General features: G+C 71.8%; 18 protein-coding genes. 13 read left to right on the top strand and 5 right to left on the bottom strand.

Annotation, left to right across the window (positions count from 1 at the left end; genetic code table 11):
• Positions 1-189 precede the first annotated feature (189 nt).
• A complete protein-coding gene (locus tag ACFWPQ_RS46825; protein ID WP_384049865.1) occupies positions 190-1,668 on the bottom strand; it encodes an aldehyde dehydrogenase family protein in 1,479 nt (492 codons plus the stop codon).
• 248 nt (positions 1,669-1,916) lie between these two features.
• Here ACFWPQ_RS46825 and ACFWPQ_RS46820 point away from each other — a divergent pair, with 248 nt between their 5' ends.
• Positions 1,917-3,194: an amidohydrolase family protein gene (locus ACFWPQ_RS46820; protein WP_384049862.1), complete on the top strand. Its 1,278-nt coding sequence runs from the start codon at positions 1,917-1,919 to the stop codon at positions 3,192-3,194.
• A gap of 60 nt (positions 3,195-3,254) precedes the next feature.
• Here ACFWPQ_RS46820 and ACFWPQ_RS46815 read toward each other — a convergent pair whose 3' ends face one another.
• Together ACFWPQ_RS46815 and ACFWPQ_RS46810 are read right to left on the bottom strand one after the other, a co-directional pair.
• Positions 3,255-4,271: an LLM class flavin-dependent oxidoreductase gene (locus tag ACFWPQ_RS46815; RefSeq protein ID WP_384049859.1), complete on the bottom strand. Its 1,017-nt coding sequence runs from the start codon at positions 4,269-4,271 to the stop codon at positions 3,255-3,257.
• A 73-nt stretch (positions 4,272-4,344) separates the two neighbouring features.
• Positions 4,345-5,118 carry an enoyl-CoA hydratase/isomerase family protein gene (locus ACFWPQ_RS46810; RefSeq protein WP_384049856.1) on the bottom strand — a complete coding sequence of 258 codons (774 nt, stop codon included), beginning with the start codon at positions 5,116-5,118 and terminating at the stop codon, positions 4,345-4,347.
• Between the two features lie 102 nt (positions 5,119-5,220).
• Here ACFWPQ_RS46810 and ACFWPQ_RS46805 point away from each other — a divergent pair, with 102 nt between their 5' ends.
• From ACFWPQ_RS46805 to ACFWPQ_RS46795, 3 genes are read left to right on the top strand one after another with little or no spacing between them, the layout of a single operon-like run.
• A complete protein-coding gene (locus ACFWPQ_RS46805) occupies positions 5,221-5,538 on the top strand; it encodes a hypothetical protein (protein WP_384049853.1) in 318 nt (105 codons plus the stop codon).
• A gap of 14 nt (positions 5,539-5,552) precedes the next feature.
• Entirely contained in the window at positions 5,553-7,082 is a 1,530-nt protein-coding gene (locus ACFWPQ_RS46800; RefSeq protein ID WP_384049850.1) for an AMP-binding protein, read from the top strand.
• Entirely contained in the window at positions 7,079-8,104 is a 1,026-nt protein-coding gene (locus ACFWPQ_RS46795; RefSeq protein ID WP_384049847.1) for a phosphotransferase family protein, read from the top strand. Before ACFWPQ_RS46800 ends, ACFWPQ_RS46795 begins: the two co-directional genes overlap by 4 nt.
• Positions 8,105-8,232: 128 nt before the next feature.
• On the opposite strand, the gene ACFWPQ_RS46790 is transcribed toward ACFWPQ_RS46795, so the two are convergent.
• Together ACFWPQ_RS46790 and ACFWPQ_RS46785 are read right to left on the bottom strand one after the other, a co-directional pair.
• On the bottom strand, positions 8,233-9,033 hold the full coding sequence (locus ACFWPQ_RS46790; protein ID WP_384049844.1) for an SDR family NAD(P)-dependent oxidoreductase: 801 nt from the start codon (positions 9,031-9,033) through the stop codon (positions 8,233-8,235).
• Positions 9,030-10,349, bottom strand: coding sequence for an acyl-CoA dehydrogenase family protein (locus ACFWPQ_RS46785; protein ID WP_384049841.1), 1,320 nt, complete (start codon positions 10,347-10,349; stop codon positions 9,030-9,032). The genes ACFWPQ_RS46790 and ACFWPQ_RS46785 overlap by 4 nt, the downstream gene beginning before the upstream one ends.
• 115 nt (positions 10,350-10,464) lie before the next feature.
• Here ACFWPQ_RS46785 and ACFWPQ_RS46780 point away from each other — a divergent pair, with 115 nt between their 5' ends.
• The 9 genes from ACFWPQ_RS46780 to ACFWPQ_RS46740 all read left to right on the top strand — a co-directional run bounded on the left by ACFWPQ_RS46780 (position 10,465) and on the right by ACFWPQ_RS46740 (position 20,558).
• On the top strand, positions 10,465-11,697 hold the full coding sequence (locus ACFWPQ_RS46780) for a CaiB/BaiF CoA transferase family protein (RefSeq protein ID WP_384049838.1): 1,233 nt from the start codon (positions 10,465-10,467) through the stop codon (positions 11,695-11,697).
• 88 nt (positions 11,698-11,785) lie between these two features.
• Positions 11,786-12,988, top strand: a complete 1,203-nt coding sequence (locus ACFWPQ_RS46775) for a cytochrome P450 (protein WP_384049835.1) — start codon at positions 11,786-11,788, stop codon at positions 12,986-12,988.
• 10 nt (positions 12,989-12,998) lie between these two features.
• On the top strand, positions 12,999-13,466 hold the full coding sequence (locus ACFWPQ_RS46770) for a VOC family protein (protein ID WP_384049832.1): 468 nt from the start codon (positions 12,999-13,001) through the stop codon (positions 13,464-13,466).
• Positions 13,467-13,486: 20 nt separating this feature from the next.
• Entirely contained in the window at positions 13,487-14,677 is a 1,191-nt protein-coding gene (locus ACFWPQ_RS46765; protein ID WP_384049829.1) for an acyl-CoA dehydrogenase family protein, read from the top strand.
• Positions 14,664-16,166 carry a class I adenylate-forming enzyme family protein gene (locus ACFWPQ_RS46760; protein ID WP_384049827.1) on the top strand — a complete coding sequence of 501 codons (1,503 nt, stop codon included), beginning with the start codon at positions 14,664-14,666 and terminating at the stop codon, positions 16,164-16,166. Before ACFWPQ_RS46765 ends, ACFWPQ_RS46760 begins: the two co-directional genes overlap by 14 nt.
• Positions 16,163-17,419, top strand: a complete 1,257-nt coding sequence (locus ACFWPQ_RS46755) for a MaoC family dehydratase N-terminal domain-containing protein (RefSeq protein ID WP_384049826.1) — start codon at positions 16,163-16,165, stop codon at positions 17,417-17,419. The genes ACFWPQ_RS46760 and ACFWPQ_RS46755 overlap by 4 nt, the downstream gene beginning before the upstream one ends.
• 2 nt (positions 17,420-17,421) lie before the next feature.
• Entirely contained in the window at positions 17,422-18,186 is a 765-nt protein-coding gene (locus tag ACFWPQ_RS46750) for a crotonase/enoyl-CoA hydratase family protein (protein WP_384049823.1), read from the top strand.
• Positions 18,187-18,188: 2 nt separating this feature from the next.
• Positions 18,189-19,397, top strand: coding sequence for a CaiB/BaiF CoA transferase family protein (locus tag ACFWPQ_RS46745; protein ID WP_384049820.1), 1,209 nt, complete (start codon positions 18,189-18,191; stop codon positions 19,395-19,397).
• Positions 19,398-19,415: 18 nt separating this feature from the next.
• Positions 19,416-20,558: a thiolase family protein gene (locus ACFWPQ_RS46740; protein WP_384049817.1), complete on the top strand. Its 1,143-nt coding sequence runs from the start codon at positions 19,416-19,418 to the stop codon at positions 20,556-20,558.
• The last annotated feature ends 43 nt before the right edge of the window (positions 20,559-20,601 follow it).

Genomic DNA, 20,601 nt, shown 5'->3' with positions numbered 1-20,601 from the left:
ATCGCTGGCCAATGACGCAGGCAATATGTCGATCAATCAGGCATTTGAGTGTGCTGAATTCCATGGTTGATGTCGTTCTTCTCTCCGGGTGCCGCACCGCCGTCGGAGCCGTCCGCCGGGGGAGCCTGCGGGCACCGAGGCCTTCGAGCTCTCCGCCGTCGTCGTCCCGCCGGGTGGGCGGTACGTGTCTCAGCGTGCCGCCCAGCTGACCGTCTTCGTCTGCAGGTACTCGTCCAGTCCGAACTCGCCCCACTCCCGGCCGAGTCCGCTCTGCTTGTAACCGCCGAACGCGGCCCGCGGGACCACTCCGGCGCTGCTCGCGTTGATGGCGACCGCGCCGGTCCGGATACGGGACGCCATCTCGTACGCGGCCACGGTGTCGGCGCTCCACACGACGCCGGCGAGACCGTAGGGACTGTCGTTGGCGATCCGCACCGCCTCCTCGTCGTCGGCGAAGGGAATGACGACGCCGACCGGGCCGAAGAACTCCGTGCGTGCGATGGTCATGGAGTTGTCGACGTCGGCGAAGAGTGTGGGTTCGACGAAGTAGCCGCGGTGGAGACCGGGGGGCCGGCCGCCGCCGCAGACGAGACGGGCCCCCTCTTCCTCACCGACACGGATCAGCTTCTCGACCTTGCCCCGCTGCGCTTCGCTGATCAACGGGCCCATGGTGGTGGCCGGGTCGGCCGGATCACCGACCTTCACCTGGGCGAGGGCCGCGGTCAGTCGCGCGACCAGCTCGTCGTGGACGGACTCGTGCACCAGCGTACGGGTCAGCAGGGAACAGCCCTGCCCGGCATGGGCGGTGATGCCCGTGAGCGCGGCACGGACCGCGCCGTCGAGGTCGCCGTCGGCGCGGACGATGCCGGCAGACTTGCCGCCGAGTTCGAGGACGACCTTCTTCAGGGAGGCCGCGGCCTGCGCGTAGACCATGCGGCCGACCGTGTCGGAGCCGGTGAAGCTCACCAGGTCCACCATGGGATGGGTGGTCAGCGCCCGGCCCTCCGCCGCGTCACCGGTCACGATGTTCAGCACGCCCGGCGGCAGCCCGGCGGCGTCCGCGAAGTCACCGATCAGCAGGGACTCCAGCGGCGTGGCGGGCGCCGGTTTCAGCACGGCGGTGCAGCCGGCCGCCAGGGCCGGGATCACCTTCATCATGCTGAGGAAGAACGGGAAGTTGTAAGCGGAGACCAGCGCGCACACCCCGAACGCCTCCCGGCGCAGCACCCCCTGCGAGATGCCGGTACCCGGCGCGATCGTGGGGTCCATCGGGCGGTCCCAGGCGAACGTGGGGATCACCCGCTCGGCCATGTCCCGCAGATGCGTCACCGGGATGCGGGTCTGCAGTGTCTCGGCCAGGGCCCGCACCGAGCCCGCCTCCGCCATGTTGACGGCGACGAGTTCGGGCAGCCGGCGCTCCATCTCCTCGGCCATCCGCAGCAGGACACCGGCCCGCTCCATGGGCCTCATCCGCGGCCAGGGACCCTCGTCGAAGGCACGCCGGGCCGCCCGGACGGCCAGGTCCACGTCGGCCGTCGAGGAGCCGGGGACCTCGGCGATCGACTCCTCCGTCGCGGGGTTGCGTACGGACATCGGGGTGCCCGACCGGCCGTCGGTGCGGCGCCCGTCGATGTAGAGCTGCGTGGAGAACGCGTACGCCGTCGTCATGTCCGCCTCCTGGTCACCTGCGGTGCTACTCGGACGCCCTGCTGAGTTGAGTGTACTTAATGTGGATGCCCCGGGAAGGGGTGAGATATCGACCCCAGTGTCAGCAAGCTGTCAGGATTCCAGGCGGGAATCGCCTGGTCATTCCGTGTGCTGAATTATTGACTCGACCGTTCGGTACAGCTAACTTCGGCAGGGCCAGCGGGTTGGATTTCTGCGACGAACGACGAGGTTCGAAAGAGGTACCGCCTGTGTTCAAGGAATTTGTCGTCTCCGGCGACTCGCACATCATCGAGCCGGTCGATCTCTTCAAGACCCGGCTGCCCAGGCACCTTCGTGAACGTGCCCTGTGGGAAGAGGAGTTCACCCTCGACGAGCCGATCGTCGACGGCGGGCACACCGAGTTCAAGAAGCTGCACACCATCGGCTTCGACGGCTGGACCATCTCCAAGTACCGCCAGACCGGCGGCGAGACCCCGGACGGCGATCCGGACCACATCATCCGGGACATGAACCTCGACGGTGTCGACGCGTCGGTGATGTTCCCGAACCTCTCGCTGTTCGTCCTCTTCACGGACGACCACGAACTGTCCATGGCCCACGCCCGCGTGTGGAACGACTACCTGGTCGAACGGTATCTGCAGTACAAGGACCGGCTGCGGCCGACGGCGGCGATCCCGCTCACGGACGTTCCCGCGGCCGTCGCGGAGATCGAGCGGGTGGCGCGGCTGGGGATCGGCGCGCTCCTTCTCCCGGAGATCCCGCCCCTGCCGTACTACGCCCGCGAGTACGACCCGGTCTGGGCGGCCGCGCAGGCGCACGGGCTGCCGGTCTTCATCCATGTCGCGACCGGCGGGGTGAAGGTCAAGGAGCAGGTGTCCGAGACCGCGATGACCGTCCGTGGCCTGATGACGGCCATGAACATGGGCAAGGGCAACCTGACCGACGACATGGTGGCCGGCCGCACCATGGGCAGCGCGGTCGGCTCGGCCGTGGCCGGACCGCAGGGCATCATCGCCAGCCTCGTCGGCGGCGGGGTGTGCGAGCGCTTCCCCGACCTGCACTTCAACCTGATCGAGTACACGGCCGGCTGGCTGGTCTCCTTCATGGGCTACATGGACAAGGCATGGAAGACCGGCACCGGTCAGGACCCCGACTGGTGGCTCGGTTTCTGGGACGACAGCCGTGGGCCGAAGGAGCAGTCCGCCATGGGGCGGCTGTTCGCGGTCAACGACAGGTGGCCGTACCCGCTCAAGCCCACCGAGTACGTCCGCCGGCAGATCCACGTCCAGTTCGCCGACGACCCCACGGCCGTCAAGGCCCGCCACATCACCGGCCTGTCCACGGTGATGTGGGGCAACGACTACCCGCACGCCGAGGGCACCTTCCGCAGCAGCGACGAGTGCATCGCCGAGAACTTCGAGGGAGTGGGCGACGAGGACCGCGCCGCCATCCTCGGCGGCACCCTCGCGAAGGTCGTCGGCTTCGACGCCAGCCGCAAACTGGCCCCGGTTCCCGAGCAGGCCTGACGGCCCACCCGGACCGGACCCGGCTCCGAGACTGGACCTGGCTCCGAGACTGGACCCGGCTCAGACCGGGTCCGGCTCCGGCAGGACGCCGATCAGGGCGAGCCCGGCTCGGGCGTACGCCGCGCGGCGGGCGCGGCTCACCAGGAAACTCGGTGGGGCGAAGTAGCCGATGTCGCGGGGAAGCGAGGCGGCGCGGCGGGACAAGGTGTCCTTCGCGTCGGCGGTCGTGCCGCAGACGGCGATCTCGGTGAGCATCTCGTCGGTGACCGCCCGGGTCATGGCGTCGGTGTCACCGACCCGGAAGGCGTCGCGCAGCCGGGCTACGGGCTCCGCCCAGCCGTGATGGGCGACGAAGGGGTCGTACGTCCGGACCGTGAGGTAGAAGGCGATCATGCGCCGGGCGTCGGCGATCGCGCGTTCGGGCGCGTTGTCGTCGACCGCCGTGATGATCCAGCCGTGTTCGAGCGGGCGTGTGACGGCCGGGTCCTGTTCGTCCGCACCCCGGGCCACCGCGGGCCGCACGACCTCGTTCCACCAGGAGCCGGTGAACAGCCCGTGCCCGATGACGCCGTCGGCGACCCGGCCGGCGGTGACGGCCATGCGGGCGTTGAACGCCGCGAGCAGGACAGGGATGTCCAGCCGGCCGAGGACAGGGGCCCGGACGTCGGCGGCGAGGTCGTAGAACTCGCCGGCGTACCGGACCCGCTCGCCGTTCTCCGCGTGCAGCCAGGCCTGTACGGCACCCACGGTCTCGGCGATCCGGGCCACCGGCCGTTCCGCGGGCACGCCCAGCCAGTCCCGGTTGATCCGGAACGCCGCGCTGCCCAGCCCGAGGAACAGCCGGCCGGGTGCCTGGGCGTGCAGGTGGCGCAGGGCGGTGGCGTGGGCGTAGGGCGTGCGGGCGAAGGCGTAGGCGATGGCGGGGCCCGCAATCGCACGATCGGTGTTCGCCACGATGTCGGCGACGGTGAGATAGGGGTCGTGGTCGGCGAACTCCCCGGCGCAGAAGGCCTCGGCACCGGCCTGCTCGGCCTCCCGTCCGACCTCCCGGCCGGGCCAGGGCATACCGAACCGCATGACAGCCTCCCGTTGATCACCCCGAAACTGCATCGCTAAAAAAGTACACTTATTTAGATGTGGGCGGGAAGTCTCAGCGCAGTGTCCACCTCCCCCGGGGCACCGTCGCGCGGTCGATCTCGGCCTTCCCGATCGGGTTGCCGAGCTGCGTGTACGACAGTCCGGTGCGCAGCGCCTGGGTGCGGGTCGAGTCGAGGGACTCCCAGATCGCGCGGACCGTGCCCTGGACGGCGGCCGGCGGCTTCGCGGCGATGATGCGGGCGATGTCGTCGGCCCGGTCCCACAGGTCCTCGCGCGGCAGCACCTCGCTGACCAGGCCGATCTGCAGAGCGCGGGCCGCCGACACCCGCTCGTCCAGGCCGAGCAGGGCGATGCGCAGCGCCTCGCCGAGAGGGATGCGCCGGGCCAGCCCGATGGGTTCCAGGGCCGCCGTGAGCCCGTAACTGACATGCGGGTCGAAGAAGGTGGCGTCCTCCGAACAGATCAGGATGTCGGCCTCGTTGAGCCAGTAGAAGGCGCCCCCCGCGGCCATCCCGTGCACCGCGCAGACCAGGGGTTTCCACACCTGGTTCTGCTTCGGCGAGAGGAACTCGCCGGGATCCGTCTGCGACCAGACGTTGGGATGGCGGTCGATGCCCTCCTTCACGTCCATCCCCGTGCAGAACGCCCGGTCACCCGCCCCGCGCAGCACGACGACGCGCACGTCGTCATCGTTCTTGACGGTGTCCCAGAGGACGGTGAATTCCTCCAGCATCCGCTGGTTGAAGCCGTTCATCACCTCGGGCCTGTTGAGGGTGACGGTGGCGACGTGGTCGGTCACCTCGAACAGGACGGTGTCCAGTTCCATCCGGCAGCTCCGTTCTCGACGCGATCGAGGAAAGTAGTATACTTTTCTCTGGTTACTCGGCGCCGCGCGTTCGGTGCCACGAGAGCCGCGGAGGACACTGCGATGAGGCCACGCGTGGGGCAGATGCTCACCAGTACGGTCGACACGACGGCGGTGATCGTCGTGCGGTGCCCGGACGAGGAACTGGAGATCGACTGCGGGGGCGCCGCCATGGTCGAGGGCAACGGAAACGGGGCGGGAGCCGCCGCCACCGGCACGGCCGACCCGGGCCTGACGGGCGGTTCACTCCTCGGGAAGCGGTACGCCGACGACGAGTTGGGCGTGGAGCTGCTGTGCACCAAGCCGGGACCGGGCGTGCTGACGGTCAACGGCGTTCCGCTGCCGATGAAGGCCGCCAAGCCGCTCCCGGCCTCGGACTGAGGGGCGGGCGGCCCGTGAACATGTCGATGCTGCTGGACATGGCCGCCGAGGGTTTCGGCGACCGGGTCGTCATCGGGCGCGCGGACGACGGCCTGACCGCCGCGCGGCTGCGGGAACTCGCCGTCGGCGGGGCGCGGTTGGTCCGCGATGCCGAAGCCGACGCGATCGTGTACCTGGCGGTGAACGGCCCGGCCCTCCCCGCCGCACTGTTCGCGGCGGCCCGCGCCGGAGTACCCCTGGTACCGGTCAACTACCGCCTGGGCGACACCCAGCTGGACGCCCTGCTGGCCAACCACCCCCGCGCGCTGGGCATCGCCGACCCGGCGCACAGTGCGGGGCTGCGGCGCGCGGGACTTCCGGTCCGCAGCCCCGCCGAGTGGCTCGTCGAGGTCGCTGAGGCCGCCGAGCACGGGGGCGCCCCGGCCGGAGCCGACGACGACCCGGCGGTTCCCGGCGCCCCGGCCGTCCTCATCTACACGAGCGGCACGACCGCGGCGCCCAAGGGCGTGGTCCTGCGCCACCACAACCTGGTCTCCTACGTTCTCGGCACGGTGGAGTTCGCCGGAGCCGACCCCGACGAGGCGGCGCTGGTGAGCGTTCCGCCATACCACATCGCCGCCGTGTCGAACGTGCTGACGAACCTGTACGCGGGGCGCCGGGCCCTCACCCTGGAGCGCTTCACCCCGGACGGCTGGCTCGGCCTGGTCCGGGAGCAGCGGATCACCCACGCGATGGTCGTACCGACGATGCTCGCCCGCATCATGGACACGGACGGGCTCGACCGGTCGGTGCCTTCGCTGCGCGCGCTCGCCTACGGCGGAGCCCGGATGCCGGTCCGGGTCGTCGAGACCGCCCTGCGGGCCTGGCCGCACGTGGACTTCGTGAACGCCTACGGGCTCACGGAGACCTCCTCCACCATCACCGTGCTGGGCCCGCAGGAGCACCGTACGGCCGTCGCGAGCGAGGATCCCATGGTCCGGGCCCGGCTCGGCTCGGCGGGGCTGCCGGTGCCGGGCGTCGAACTGGAGGTCCGCGACGTGTCCGGCGCGGTGGCGGCCCCCGGCGAGACCGGGCAGATCTGGGTACGCGGCGAGCAGGTGTCGGGGGAGTACGCGGGCGGGAACTCCGCCGTCGACGAGCGGGGCTTCTTCCACACCCGCGACCGGGGCCGCCTCGACCACGACGGCTACCTCCACATAGAGGGCAGGGCCGACGACACGATCATCCGCGGCGCCGAGAACATCGCGCCCGCCGAGATCGAGGACGTCCTGCTCGGCCACCCGGACGTGCTCGACGCGGTCGTCGTCGGCCTCCCCGACGAGGAATGGGGCCAGCGCATCGAGGCGGTGGTCGTCCTGCGCGACGGCGTGAGCGTCGACCCGGAGGCCCTGCGGGCCCAGGTGCGCGCCACACTGCGCGGCTCCAAGACCCCGGAGCGCATCACACGCTGGCCCGAACTGCCCCGCACCCCCACCGGCAAACTGGTCCGCCGCGACATCGTCCGGGAGCTCACCGCCGAGGACCGGACGGGGGCCGGCGCATGAGCGTCGTCGCCGACAGCGAGGACCTGACCGAAGAACTGACGCGGCGGACGGCCGTCGCCCTGCGCGGCTGGGCACCCGAGGCCACGGTGAAGTCGGTCGAACCGCTCGCCGGCGGCACGTCGAGCCTCACGTACGTGGCCGCACTGGCGGATGCCCCCGCCGGCCACGAGCGCGTCGTCCTCAAGGTGGCCCCGCCCGGTCTGGCACCGGTCCGCAACCGGGACGTCCTGCGCCAGTCGCGGCTCATGCAGGTGCTGGCCGGAGTGCCCGGCGTCCGGGTGCCGAAGGTGCTCTTCTCCGACCAGGGCACCCCGACCGCCCGACAACCCTTCGTGGCCATGGAACTGGTGCCCGGACAGTGCGTGGAGCCGGTGCTCGTGCCCCGCGGAACCGTGCCGGCCGGACAGGTGCGGGCCCGTGCGCTCGACGCCGCCCGGATGCTCGCCCACCTGCACCGCGTGGACCCCAAGCGCACGGCGCTGGCCGTGGAGCCCGTCGTCACGCCCGGCGCCGAGATCGACCGCTGGGCACGGGCGTTCAGCACCGTCCCCGAGGACCTGCGCGCCGGTTGCGAGGCGGTCGAGGCACGCCTGCGGGCCACCGTGCCCGCCGCGATGATGCCGGTGTTCACCCACGGCGACTACCGGCTCGGCAACACGCTGTGCGACGCCGACTCGGTCAACGCGGTCATCGACTGGGAGATCTGGTCGCTCGGCGACCCCCGGGTCGACATCACCTGGCTGACCTTCTTCACGGACGAGGCACACCACCCGGCGTCCGTCTCCGAGGAGCCGACCGGGATGCCGGGCAGGGCCGAGCTGATCGACGCGTACCAGGAGGCGCGTGGCGAGGCGTTGCGTGACATCGCCTGGTTCGAGGCGCTGACGAAGTACAAGGAGGCGGCGGCGACCGCGCTTTTGATCAAACGGGGGCGGAAGGCGGGGCGGTTGACGGACATGCATCGGCGGATGGGGCCTGCGTTGCCCGTGTTGCTGACGGAGGCGACTGAGCTGCTTCGGTAGTCAGTCGGCTGCGGGAGCGCCGTGGTTGCTCGCGCAGTTCCCCGCGCCCCTAAAAGACGGGGTGCTGCAGTGCGCCCCTTTTGGGGGCGCGGGGAACTGCGCGACCAGCCCCCACGCACCCGCGCTGTTCAGTACAACCCGCCATCCACCCGAATCAGGGACCCCGTCGTATAACTCGACGCATCGCTCGCCAGATACAGCGCCGTGGTGACGATCTCCTCCGGCCGCCCAGGTCTGCCCACCGCGCTTCGCGCGCTCTGCCTCTTCTCCTCCGTCCACGCCTTGGAGATGTCCGTCAGGAACGGGCCCGCGGAGATCGTGTTGACACGTACTGTCGGACCGTACTCCAGGGCGAAGACCGTGGTCAGCGCGTTGAGCGCGGCCTTGGCACCGGCATACGGGCCGAACCGCGGCTGGGGGAACAGCGCGCCCGAGGACGACACGTTGATGATCGAGCCGCCGTCGCCCTCGGCCATCCGCTGCCCGATCAGCGAGGAGAGCCGGAACGGGCCCTTGAAGTTGACGCCGATCACCTTGTCGAAGAGTTCCTCGCCGGTCTCCGCGGAGGAGGGGGCCAGTGGGGACATCCCGGCGTTGTTGACGAGGACGTCGACGTGACCGAACTCCTCGTAGGCGAGGTCCACGAGCCGGCCGAGGTCGTCCCAGCGGCCGACGTGCGCGGCGACCGGCAGCGCGCGCCGGCCCAGGTCGCGGACCTCCGCCGCGACCGTCTCGCACGCGTCGAGCTTGCGGCTCGCGACCACCATGTCCGCGCCTGCGGTGGCGAAGGCCCGCACCATCTCCCGGCCCAGCCCCCGGCTGCCGCCGGTGACGAGCGCGACCTTGCCGGACAGATCGAACAGGTCGAACAGTTCGGCCGCGGCGACGGACTTGACGTCACGGCAACCCGCATCGGGCTCGCCGCTCATCCGTCCACCCGGCCGCTGAGACGGTCGTCCTCGATGATGTGGGCGTACCGCTTGCGGGCCGCCTCCAGCCTGGGCGGGATGTGCTCGCTCGGGAACAGGCCCTCGGCCGGCGTGCAGTTCCTGAGGAGCTGCTTGGCGATGGTGGTGCGGTGCACCTCGGTCGGGCCGTCGGCGAGGGCGAGGTTCGGCGCGGCCATCCACCACTTGGCGAGCGGGAGCTCCCCGGTCGTGCCGAGCGAGCCGTGCAGGTGGACCGCCCGCTGGATGACGTCGTGCAGCACCTTCGCCGTCTGCACCTTGCACATGGCGATCTGGGTGCGGGCGGCGCCGTGCGGCTGGGTGTCGATGATCCAGGCCGTGTACAGCACGAGGAGCCGGAACTGCTGCAGCTCCACCCAGGAGTCGGCGATGAACTGCTGCACCGCCTGCTTGTCGGCGAGCAGGGTGCCCTGGGTACGACGGGACAGCGCCCGCTCGCACATCATGTCGAAGGCACGCGTGCACTTGCCCACCGTACGCATCGCGTGGTGCACGCGCCCGCCGCCGAGGCGGGCCTGGGCGACTTCGAAGCCCTCGCCGGGGCCGCCGAGCATGGCGTCGAGCGGGACGCGGACCTGGTGGTAGCGGATGTAGGCGTGGATGCCCTCGTCGAGGTTCTCGCGCTCGTCCATGGTGCCGACGTTGCGCTTGATCTCGATGCCGGGTGTCCGCGACGGCACGATGAACATCGACATGCGCCGGTGCGGAGGCGCGTCCGGGTCGGTGACGGCCATGACGATGAGGAAGGCGGCGTACCGGGCGTTGGAGGAGAACCACTTCTCCCCGTCGATCACCCACTCGTCGCCGTCCCGCCAGGCGCGGCAGGTGAACTCCTTGGGGTCGGCACCCGCCTGCGGCTCGGTCATCGAGAAGGCCGAGACGATCTCACCGTCGAGCAGCGGCCGCAGATAGTCGGCCTTCTGCTCCTCGGTGCCGAACATCGCCAGGATCTCGGCGTTGCCGGTGTCCGGGGCGGCGGTACCGAAGACCGTCGGCGCCCAGTAGGAGCGGCCGAGGACCTCGTTGAGCAGGGCGAGCTTCACCTGGCCGTAGCCGGGTCCGTCCAGTTCGGGGCCCAGGTGGCAGGCCCAAAGGCCCTGATCCCGGACCTGCTCCCGCAACGGCCCGAGGATCGCGCGGGCCTTCTCGTTGCCGGTGTCGTACGGGTCGCCGCCGTGCGGGAACAGGAGATCGAGCGGCTCGACCTCCTCGCGTACGAAGGCGGCCGCCCAGTCGAGCTTGGCCTGGAAGTCAGGTTCGATCGTGAAATCCAGCATGGCGAAAACAGTATACTTTTTAGCGCACTCGGTCCATACTCGGACCCACTGATAGCCGATTGGGTATGCGCAATAGCGGGTGTGCGCAGGAGCGGGGTCGGGGAGGTCTGGTCGGATGCAGAGGCCGATGGAGGGCGTGCGGGTGCTTGAGGTCGCGCAGTTCACCTTCGTCCCGGCGGCGGGTGCCGTACTGGCCGACTGGGGTGCCGACGTGATCAAGATCGAGCACGCCGAACGCGGCGACGCCCAGCGCGGGCTGGTGCGGGTGCTCGGGTACGAGGCGGCCAGCGAGGGTTCGTCGTTCTTCCCGATCATGGAGGGACCCAACCGCGGGAAGCGCAGCGTCGGCCTCGCTCTGGAGAAGCCCTCGGCGCGGCCCGTCCTTGAGGAGCTCATCCGCTCCAGCGACGTGTTCCTCACCAACTTCCTGCCCGAGGCGCGGAAGAAGCTGCGGATCGAGCTGGAGGACGTCCGGGCGATCAACCCCGACATCATCTACGTCCGGGGCAGCGGCTTCGGAGCCCGCGGGGAAGAAGCCGACAAGGGCGGCTACGACAGCACGGCCTTCTGGGCGCGCGGCGGCAGCGCCGCCGGTGTCACCCCGCCCGCCGCCGACCGCATGATCCGGATGCCGGCCGGCGCCTACGGCGACTCGATGGGCGGCATGACCATCGCCGGCGGCATCGCCGCCGCCCTCTACTCCCGGGCCACCACCGGCGAACCGTCCGTCGTGGACGTGTCCCTGATCGGGGTCGGCGCCTGGGCGACCCAGTTCACCGTCAACCTCGCACTGCTGACCGGCGGCCCGCTCCCGGTGAAGACCCAGCCACGGTACGGCTCGGCCACCAACCCGCTCATCGGCGCCTACCGCACCGCCGACGGCCGCTGGATCGAACTGTCGATGCTGCAACCGGGCCGCTACTGGGCCGAGTTCTGCAAGCTGGCCGGCCGCGAGGAGCTGAGCGGCGACGAGCGGTTCGACAGCACCGAGAAGCTGATGGCGAACGCGGCCGAGGCCGCCGAGCTGGTCGCCGGTCTCATCGCCTCGCGTTCCTACGCCCAGTGGGCGGAGATCCTCTCCCGGGGCGAGGGGCAGTGGTCGGCCGTGCAGAACGCCTGGGAGGTGGGCCAGGATCCCGCCCTGCGGGCCAACGGTCTCATCGCCCCCGTCGTGGACGCCGACGGAGTCGACCGTGAACTGGTCGCCAGCCCCGTCCAGTTCGACGAGACCCCCGCCACCCTCACCCGGGCACCGCAGTTCGCGGAACACACCGACGAGGTCCTGCGCTCGCTCGGCCTCGGCGACGACGAGCTGATCGCCCTCAAGATCGACGGCGCGGCGACGTGACGGACGTACGACGAGACCCGACGGACGTACGACGAGACCCGACGGACGCACGACGAGACCTGACGGACGTGCGACGAAAGGAGCCGTGATGGGGACGACACTCGACGAGTCCGAGGGGACGTACGAGGGCACGCCCGCCTACCACTTCGACAACCGGCTCGGCGGACCGGTCCTCAGCCACCAGGAGCGCTGGGACGAGATGGCCGGCACCCACGGCGGGTTCCGCAGCACCGTCGCGCGCGGCTTCTGGGTCGTCACGGACGGCCCGGCCGTGCAGGAGGCCCTCCAGGACTGGCGGACCTTCTCCAGCAGGTCGGTGACGGCGCTCGAACCGGACCCGAAGTTCCTGTGGATCCCCGAGATGCTGGACCCGCCCACGCACAGTGTGTGGCGGCGCCTCCTCGGCCGCTACTTCTCCCCGAGCACCGTGGCCGCCCGCGAACCGGAGGTCCGCCGGACGGCGGCGGACCTGATCGACGCGCTCGAGGACCGCGACGGCGCCGACGTGCTCGACGAGTTCGCGCGCCGCTTCCCGACCCTGATCTTCATGCGGATGATGGGCCTGCCGGAGGACGACCTGCCGATCTTCCTCGCCTGGACCCGCGAACTGCTGCACCTCTCGCATGCCGAGGACCCGGACGGCGCCCGGCAGCTGACCGCCATGCGGGAGGTGTCGGCGTACTTCGAGGAACAGATCGCCCGGCGCCGCAGGACGCCCCTGGACGACCTGCTCTCGCACGCCATGACCTGGACCATCGACGGCGAACCGATCGACGACCGGGACATGCACGCCTTCTGCGTCCTGATGTTCCAGGCCGGCTTCGACACCGTGCCCATCTCGATCGGCTGGGCGCTGTACCACTTCGCCACGCACCCGGAGCAGCGCGCCGAGATCCTCGCCGATCCCTCGCTGATCCCGACCGGGGTCGAGGAGATCCTGCGCGTCTACTCGTTCGTCGTCCCGGCGCGCAAGGCGGCCCAGGACGTCGAGATCGGCGGCTGCCCCGTGAGGGCGGGCGAGATGGTGATGCTCCCGCTCGCGGTCACCAACCGCGACCCCGAGCGGTACGAGAACCCGACGGCGGTGGACCTGCACCGCAAGGCCACCAACCACATCGCGTTCGGCTCCGGCCCGCACCGCTGCCTCGGCTCACACCTCGCCCGCCTCGAACTCAACGTGGCGGTCGAGGAATGGCATCGGCGCATCCCCGACTACCGGGTCGCCCCCGGCCAGGAGTTGTGGCAGCACGGCAACATGTACGGCATCAAGTCGCTGCGGCTGGAGTGGTGAGGCACCGGCCATGACACACCCCCTGCGAGCGGCGGACCTCTACCACACCGGGATCGTGGTCGACGACGTGGACGCCTGGAAGGCCCGGATGAGCGAGGTCGCCGGGTACCGGTGGACCGGGACCATGTCCGCGCACCTCCCGGTCCGGCTGGCGGACGGCGACCGGGTGCTGAACCTCCGCTACGCCTACTCCCTGGACGCTCCGCACATCGAACTCGTCCAGGAGATCCCCGGCACACCGTGGACGGCCGCCGAACACAACGCCACGCACCACCTCGGCTACTTCTGCGACGACCTGGCGACGACGTCGAAACGGCTGACGGAAGCGGGCTTCGCCCCCGAGGCCTGCGCGCTGATCGACGGCGAACCGTCCGTCTTCGCCTACCACCTGGCCCCCTCCGGCATCCGCATCGAGATCGTGGACCGCACCCGGATCCCCGACTTCGCCGCCTACCTGCGGTCGAAGACGCCCCGGTGACGGCCGAGGACGGGAGAGACGTGGCACCGACCTTCACCGAGGAGCACGAGGAACTCCGCGCGACGCTGCGCCGCTTCCTGGCGGACAAGGCGCCGAGCGAGGCCGTGCGCCGCTCGATGGAGTCCGCGGACGGATACGACCCGGCGCTGTGGCGGCGGATGTCGGACGAACTCGGGCTGCTCGGGCTGGCGTTGCCCGAGGAGTACGGCGGCTTCGGCGGCGGCCCCGTCGAACTGGGCCTTGTACTGGAGGAACTGGGCCGGGCCCTGCTGCCCTCCCCGTACCTCGCGACCGTGGCCCTGGCCGGCCAGGCCCTCGCGGTCTCCGGCGACGATACGGCGAAGGCACGCTGGTTGCCGGCCATCGCCGACGGCTCGCTGACCGGCACGCTGGCGCTGGCCGAGGAGAGCGGGTCGTGGCACGTCGACGACGTGCGGGCCGGGGCCGTACCCGACAGGGGCGGTGCCGGCAACCGGGTGTCGGGCACGAAGATGTTCGTAGTCGACGGCCACAGCGCCGACCTCATCCTGGTCGTGGCTCGCGCGGCCACCGGCCCCCGGCTGTTCGCTGTGGAGGGTACGGCGCCCGGAGTGACCCGGACCCGGCTGGAGACGCTCGACCCGACCCGGCGCCTGGCCCGCATCGACCTCGACGGCGCCCTGGCACAGCCGGTCGGCCCCAAGGCCGCGGACACCACAGCGTACCTGCGCCGGGTGACCGACCTCGCGGTGGTGGCCCTCGCCGCCGAGCAGGCCGGCGGCGCGCAGGCGTGTCTGGACGCGGCCGTGGCGTACGCGAAGGTCCGGGTGCAGTTCGGCCGGCCCGTCGGCTCCTTCCAGGCGGTCAAGCACAAGTGCGCCGACATGCTGCTGAAGGTCGAGGCGGCCCGTTCGGCGGCGTACCACGCGCTGTCCGTGGCGGCGACGAACCCGCTGCAGTCGGGGGAGTCGAGCGAGTCGCCGTTGTCCGCGGCCGCCGCGGTCGCCGCCGTCTGCTGCGCGGACGCCTACACCCACGCGGCCAAGGAGAACATCCAGATCCACGGCGGCATCGGCTACACGTGGGAGCACGACGCGCACCTCCACCTGAAACGCGCGAAGTCCTCCGAACAGCTCTTCGGCAGCCCGGCGACACACCGTCGACGGCTGGCCGGGCTGGTGGGAATCACCGCGCCCGAGGCGACGAAAGGCCGAGCACGTGGGAATCCGTGACCGCCTGACCCGGCTGCTCGGCGAAGCCGCCGCCGAGGCCGAGGCGATCGAGTACGACGGCGAGTGGTGGACCTGGGGACAGGTCCGCAGGACCGCGAGCGGTGTCGTGGCGCTGCTGGACGAAGCGGGCCTGCCGTCCGGCGGCCGGGTCGGCGTCGTACTGGAGAACCGGCCCGAGCACGTCGCCGTGGTCGCCGCGGTGATCGCCTCCGGGCGCTGCCTGGTGATGCTGAGCCCGTTGCAGCCCGCCGAGCGGCTCGCGGCCGACGTCGACCGCTGTGCGTTGCCCGTCGTGGTCGCCGGCGCCGAACCACTGGCCCGCCCAGGCGTGTCGGAGGCGGTGACCGCCCACGGCGCGGCGCTGGAACTCGGCCCGGACGGCTCGGTGAAGCCCGCCGGCGGCACCGCTCCCGCCGACGCCCCGGCCAACCCCGGCGTCGCCGTGGAGATGCTCACCTCCGGCACCACCGGCCCCCCGAAACGCGTCCACCTGCGCATCGGCCAGCTCGACCAGGCCCTCGTCTCCGGCGGGCAGACCCCGAGAGCGGAGCGCCTGCTGTCGGCGTCGGCCTCGCTCGTGTCCAGCCCGCTCGTGCACATCGGCGGGCTGTGGCGGGCGCTCGCCTGCCTCGCGACCGGCCGCCGCATGCTGCTGATGCCCAGGTTCGCCGTCGAACCGTGGACGAGCGCGGTGGAGCGGCACGGGCTGCGCGCGGCGAGCCTGGTGCCGGCCGCGATCCGCGCCGTCCTCGACGCCAAGGTGCCGAAGGAACGCCTGGCGAGCCTGCAGGTCGTCACCTCCGGCACCGCGCCCTGCCCGGCCGAACTCGCCGACGCGTTCTTCCGCACCTACGGCGTGCCCGTCCTGATGACCTACGGGGCGACCGAGTTCGCCGGAGCCGTGGCCGGGTGGACGCTGCCGTTGCACCAGCGGTGGTGGCGGCACAAGGCGGGCAGCGCCGGGCGCGCCTTCGACGGCGTCGAACTGCGGGTGGCCGGCGAGGACGGCGCGGAACTGCCCGCCGGCCGGACGGGTCGGCTTGAGGTCAGGACCGAACAGAGCACGCAGGGCGGCAGGGTGTGGGCGCGTACCAGCGACCTCGCCCGGATCGACGCCGACCGGTTCGTCTGGATCGAGGGACGCGCGGACGACGCGATCATCCGCGGCGGCTTCAAGGTGCAGCCGGACACGGTCCGCCGTGTCCTGGAGTCGCACCCTGCCGTACGGGAGGCGGCCGTGGCCGGACTGCCGGACGTGCGGCTCGGCGAGGTGCCGGTCGCGGCGGTCGAGGCCGAACCGGCCCGGCCCGCCCCGGACCCCGCCGAACTTGTCGCCCTGTGCCGGGGCCGGCTCACCCCCTACGAGGTGCCCGCGCACATCGTCGTCCTCGGCGGACTGCCCCGGACCCCCTCGGGCAAGGTCAGCCGGGTGGAGCTGCTGGGACTGGTCCGGGACCGGCTGGAACTGAAGGAGGAGGAACAGCGATGACGGAAACCGAGGAGCGGTTCGGTGTCCTGACCGACGACGCCGTCGAGCGTTCCCGGCGCCGCCTCGGCATCCCCCGGCCCCAGCGCAATCCGCCGCACAACTACGAGGTGACCTGGGACGCCACCCGCCACTTCGCCTACGGGTACGGCGACGACAACCCCCTGTACTGCGATCCCGACTACGCGGCCGGTACCCGCTGGGGCGCACTGATCGCACCGCCCACCTTCCTCTACACGATGGGCGAGGACGCCGCCCCGGCGCCCGACCCCGAGACCAGAGCGCTGCTCAAGGGCGACCCCTTCGCCGGGCTCGGCTCCTACCAGGCGGTGATGGAGTTCGAGTGGTGGCGGCCGCTGCAACGCGGCGACCGCTGCCGGGTGTTGCAGACCCAGGTGGGCGCGGACCTCAAACCCAGCCGCTTCGGCGGCCGCACCGCCCACGTGGTCAACGACTACCTCTACGCCAACGGACGCGGCGAGATGCACGCGCTGCGGCGGGGCACCTGGATCAACGCGGAGCGGCACACCTCGAAGCGGCGGGCCAAGGAACAGCTCGTCCAACAGCCCTACACCGAAGGTGAGTTGGCCGCGATCGACGGCGCGTACGCGGCCGAGACCCGGCGCGGCGCCGAGCCGCGGTACTGGGAGGACGTCGAGATCGGCGACGAGCTCCAGCCCCGCGTGAAGGGGCCGCTGACCACCACCGACGTGGTCGTGTGGCACCTGGGCTGGGGCATGCAGCTCACCCCGCCCGGCGCGTTCGGGATCGCCGCGAAGGTCCGGCGCAAGGCGCCCGGCCTCTACCCGCCCAACCCGCTGAACATCCCCGACACCGTACAGCGGCTGCACTGGGAGCCGGAGCGGGCCCGGGAACTGGGCCTGCCGGCCCCCTACGACTACGGCGGCATGCGCGAGACCTGGCTGTGCCATCTGCTCACCGACTGGATCGGCGACGACGGCTGGCTGTGGAAACTCCGCTGCGAGCACCGCAGGTTCAACTACCGCGGCGACACCACCTGGGTGCGCGGCACGGTCGTCGGCAAACGCCTGACGGACGGGCGCGCCGAGGTCGACATCGAGGTGCGCTGCGAGAACCAGCGGGGCGAGGTCACCACCCCCGGGACGGCCGTCGTCCTGCTGCCCACCCGCGACCGGGCCGTCGAACTCCCCGCGCCGCCCGCGGCGGACCTGGACGGCATGGTCGCCCATGAACTGGCCCGATTCGCCGTTTCCGGCGAGCATCCGAGGAGGTAGGCGTGTCCGACGAGGTACTGGTGGAGCGCCGAGGCGCGGTACAGCTCATCACGATCAACCGCCCGGCGGTGAAGAACGCCCTGGACGCCGCGGTGGCCGAAGGAGTGGCGGCCGCGGTCGACGAGTTGGACGAGTCGGACGAGTTGCGGGTCGGCGTGCTCACCGGCGCGGGGGGCACGTTCTCGGCGGGCATGGACCTCAAGGCCTGGCTGCGCGGCGAGACCCCCGCGATCGAGGGCCGCGGCCTGTGCGGGATCAGCATGACCCCGCCGCGCAAGCCGCTGATCGCCGCCGTGGAGGGCTGGGCCCTGGCGGGCGGCTTCGAACTGCTGCTGGCCTGCGATCTCGTCGTCGCCGCCCGCACGGCCCGGCTCGGCGTGCCCGAGGTGACCCGCTCGCTGGTCGCCCGCGCGGGCGCCGCACTCCACCTGCCGCGCCGCATCCCGTACGCCATCGCCCTCGAACTGCTGCTGACCGGGCAGCCGATCGGCGCCGCCCGGGCCGCCGGCCACGGCCTGGTCAACCGGCTCACCGAGGAGGGCGGCGCGCTGGAGGGCGCCCTCGACCTCGCGGCGACCATCGCGGCGAACGGCCCGCTCGCGGTCGCGGCGACGAAGCAGATCGCCCGCTCCACCGCCGACTGGACCCTGGACGAGGCGTGGGGCAGGCAGTTCGACATCGCCGAGCCGGTGTTCCGGTCCGAGGACGCCCGGGAAGGGGCGGCGGCGTTCGCGGAGAAGCGGGCACCGGCCTGGAAGGGCCGCTGACGATGGCGTCCGGAGCCGAGGCCACCGGCTGGGACGGGACCGTCGGCGGAGCCGAGACCGCAGGCCGGGACGAGAACGCCGACCGCGGTGGGGCGCCGACCGGTGCGGTCGGGCCGCTCGCCGGCTGCCGGGTCCTCGAACTCGGCGGTATCGGACCGGGACCGTTCGCCGGGATGCTCCTCGCCGATCTGGGGGCCGAGGTCGTCCGGGTGGACCGGCCCGGACGGGAGGCCGAGTCGGACGCGGGCGGACCGGCGGCCGTGCTGGACCGGGGCAAGCGGTCGGTCGTACTGGACCTGAAGCAACCCGCCGCGATCGACGCACTGCTGCGACTCACGGCGCGCGCGGACGTCCTGATCGAGGGGTTCCGGCCGGGCGTCACCGAACGGCTGGGCATCGGACCGCACGACTGCCTGGCCCGCAACCCCCGCCTGGTCTACGGCCGGATGACCGGCTGGGGCCAGGACGGCCCCCTCGCCGCCGCGGCCGGACACGACATCACCTACATCGCGCTGACCGGCGCGCTCGGCGCCATCGGCGAGGCGGGCGGCCCGCCGCGGATCCCGCTGAACCTCGTCGGCGACTTCGGGGGCGGCGGCTGCTACCTGGTGATCGGGGTACTGGCCGCGCTGCACGTCGTCGGGCGAACCGGCGCGGGCCAGGTCGTCGACGCGGCCGTCGTCGACGGCTCCGCCCACCTGCTCGCCAGCACCTTCGCCAAGCTCGCCCGCGACGAGTGGCGCGACGAGCGGGGCGTCAACCGGTTCGACGGCGGCTGGCCCTTCTACGCCGTGTACGAGACGAAGGACGGCCGCCATGTGGCCGTCGGCGCGCTGGAACGCAAGTTCTACCGCAACCTGGTCGAACTGCTCGGCCTCGGCGTGGACCCGGACCGGCAGCACGACCGCTCGGCCTGGCCCGAGCTGCGGGAGCTGCTGGCGAACCGCTTCGCGGAGCGCACCCGGGACGAATGGGCGGCGCTGTTCGAGGGCACCGACGCCTGCGTGGCGCCGGTCCTGAGCCTGACCGAGGCGCCGGCACACCCTCATCTGGCGGCACGCGCCAGCCTGTTCACCCGCGACGGCGTGCTCCAGCCCGCCGCGGCCCCCCGCTTCTCGGCGACCCCGACCCGCCCCGGCCGCACGGCACCGGCCGTCGGCGCCGACAGCCGCGCCGTGTTCCGCGACTGGGGCGTGCCGTTCCCCGAATGACCTGACCTAGGAGTTGTCATGCGAGACGCCGTCATCGTCGACGCCGTACGCACCCCGATCGGCAAGCGCAACGGCTCGCTGGCGTCGGTGCACGCGGCGGACCTGTCGGCCGAGGTGCTCAAGGCGCTGGTGCAGCGCACCGGCATCGACCCGGGCACCGTGGACGACGTGGTCTGGGGCTGTGTCACCCAGATCGGCGACCAGTCCAGCAACGTCGGCCGTTCCGCGGTGCTCGCCGCCGGGTGGCCCGAGCACGTCCCGGCCGTCACCGTCAACCGGGCCTGCGGCTCCAGCCAGCAGGCCGTCGACCAGGCCGCGCACGCCGTCATGGCCGGCCAGTACGACCTGGTGGTCGCGGGCGGCGTCGAGACCATGAGCAGGGTGCCGCTCGGCTCGCACCGGACGACCGGACAGCCGTACGGTCCCGCCGTCATCGCCCGCTACGACGGCGTCGAGTTCAGCCAGGGCATCGGCGCCGAGATGATCGCCGAACGCCACGGGTTCGGCCGTGCCCGCCTCGACGAGTTCGCCGCCGAGTCGCATGCGAAGGCCGCCGCGGCGATCGACGCGGGCGTCTTCGACGACCACCTCGTGCCGATCGACGTCGACGGCACCAAGTTCGGCACGGACGAGGGTCTGCGCCGGGGCACGTCGACCGAGACGCTGGCCCGGCTCAAGCCGTCGTTCAAGGAGGACGGCGTGATCCACGCCGGCAACTCCTCCCAGATCTCCGACGGCGCGGCGGCCCTGCTCATCACCACCCCCGAGCGGGCCCGCGACCTCGGTCTCACCCCGATCGCCCGCTATCACACCGGAGCGGTCAGCGGCGCGGACCCGGTCACCATGCTCCTCGGCCCGATCCCCGCGACCGAGAAGGTACTGCGCCGCTCCGGGCTGTCCCTCGACGACATCGGCGTCTACGAGGTCAACGAGGCCTTCGCACCGGTGCCGTTGGCGTGGCTCGCCGAGACCGGCGCGGACCCCGAGCGGCTCAACCCGCTCGGCGGCGCGATCGCCGTCGGCCACCCGCTCGGCGGCTCCGGCGCCATCCTGATGACCCGGCTGCTGACCCGGATGCGCCGCGAGAACCTCCGCTACGGCCTCCAGACCATGTGCGAGGGCGGCGGCACGGCCAACGCGACGATCGTCGAACTCCTGTGACGACGAGGCGACTCGGGGATGCCGCCGAGGAGGGCGGAGCGGG

Origin of the sequence: Streptomyces sp. NPDC058464 (genome assembly GCF_042721035.1) — a bacterium.
Classification (GTDB): Bacteria; Actinomycetota; Actinomycetes; order Streptomycetales; family Streptomycetaceae; genus Streptomyces.
This window is presented reverse-complemented; position numbering and strand designations above follow the sequence as displayed.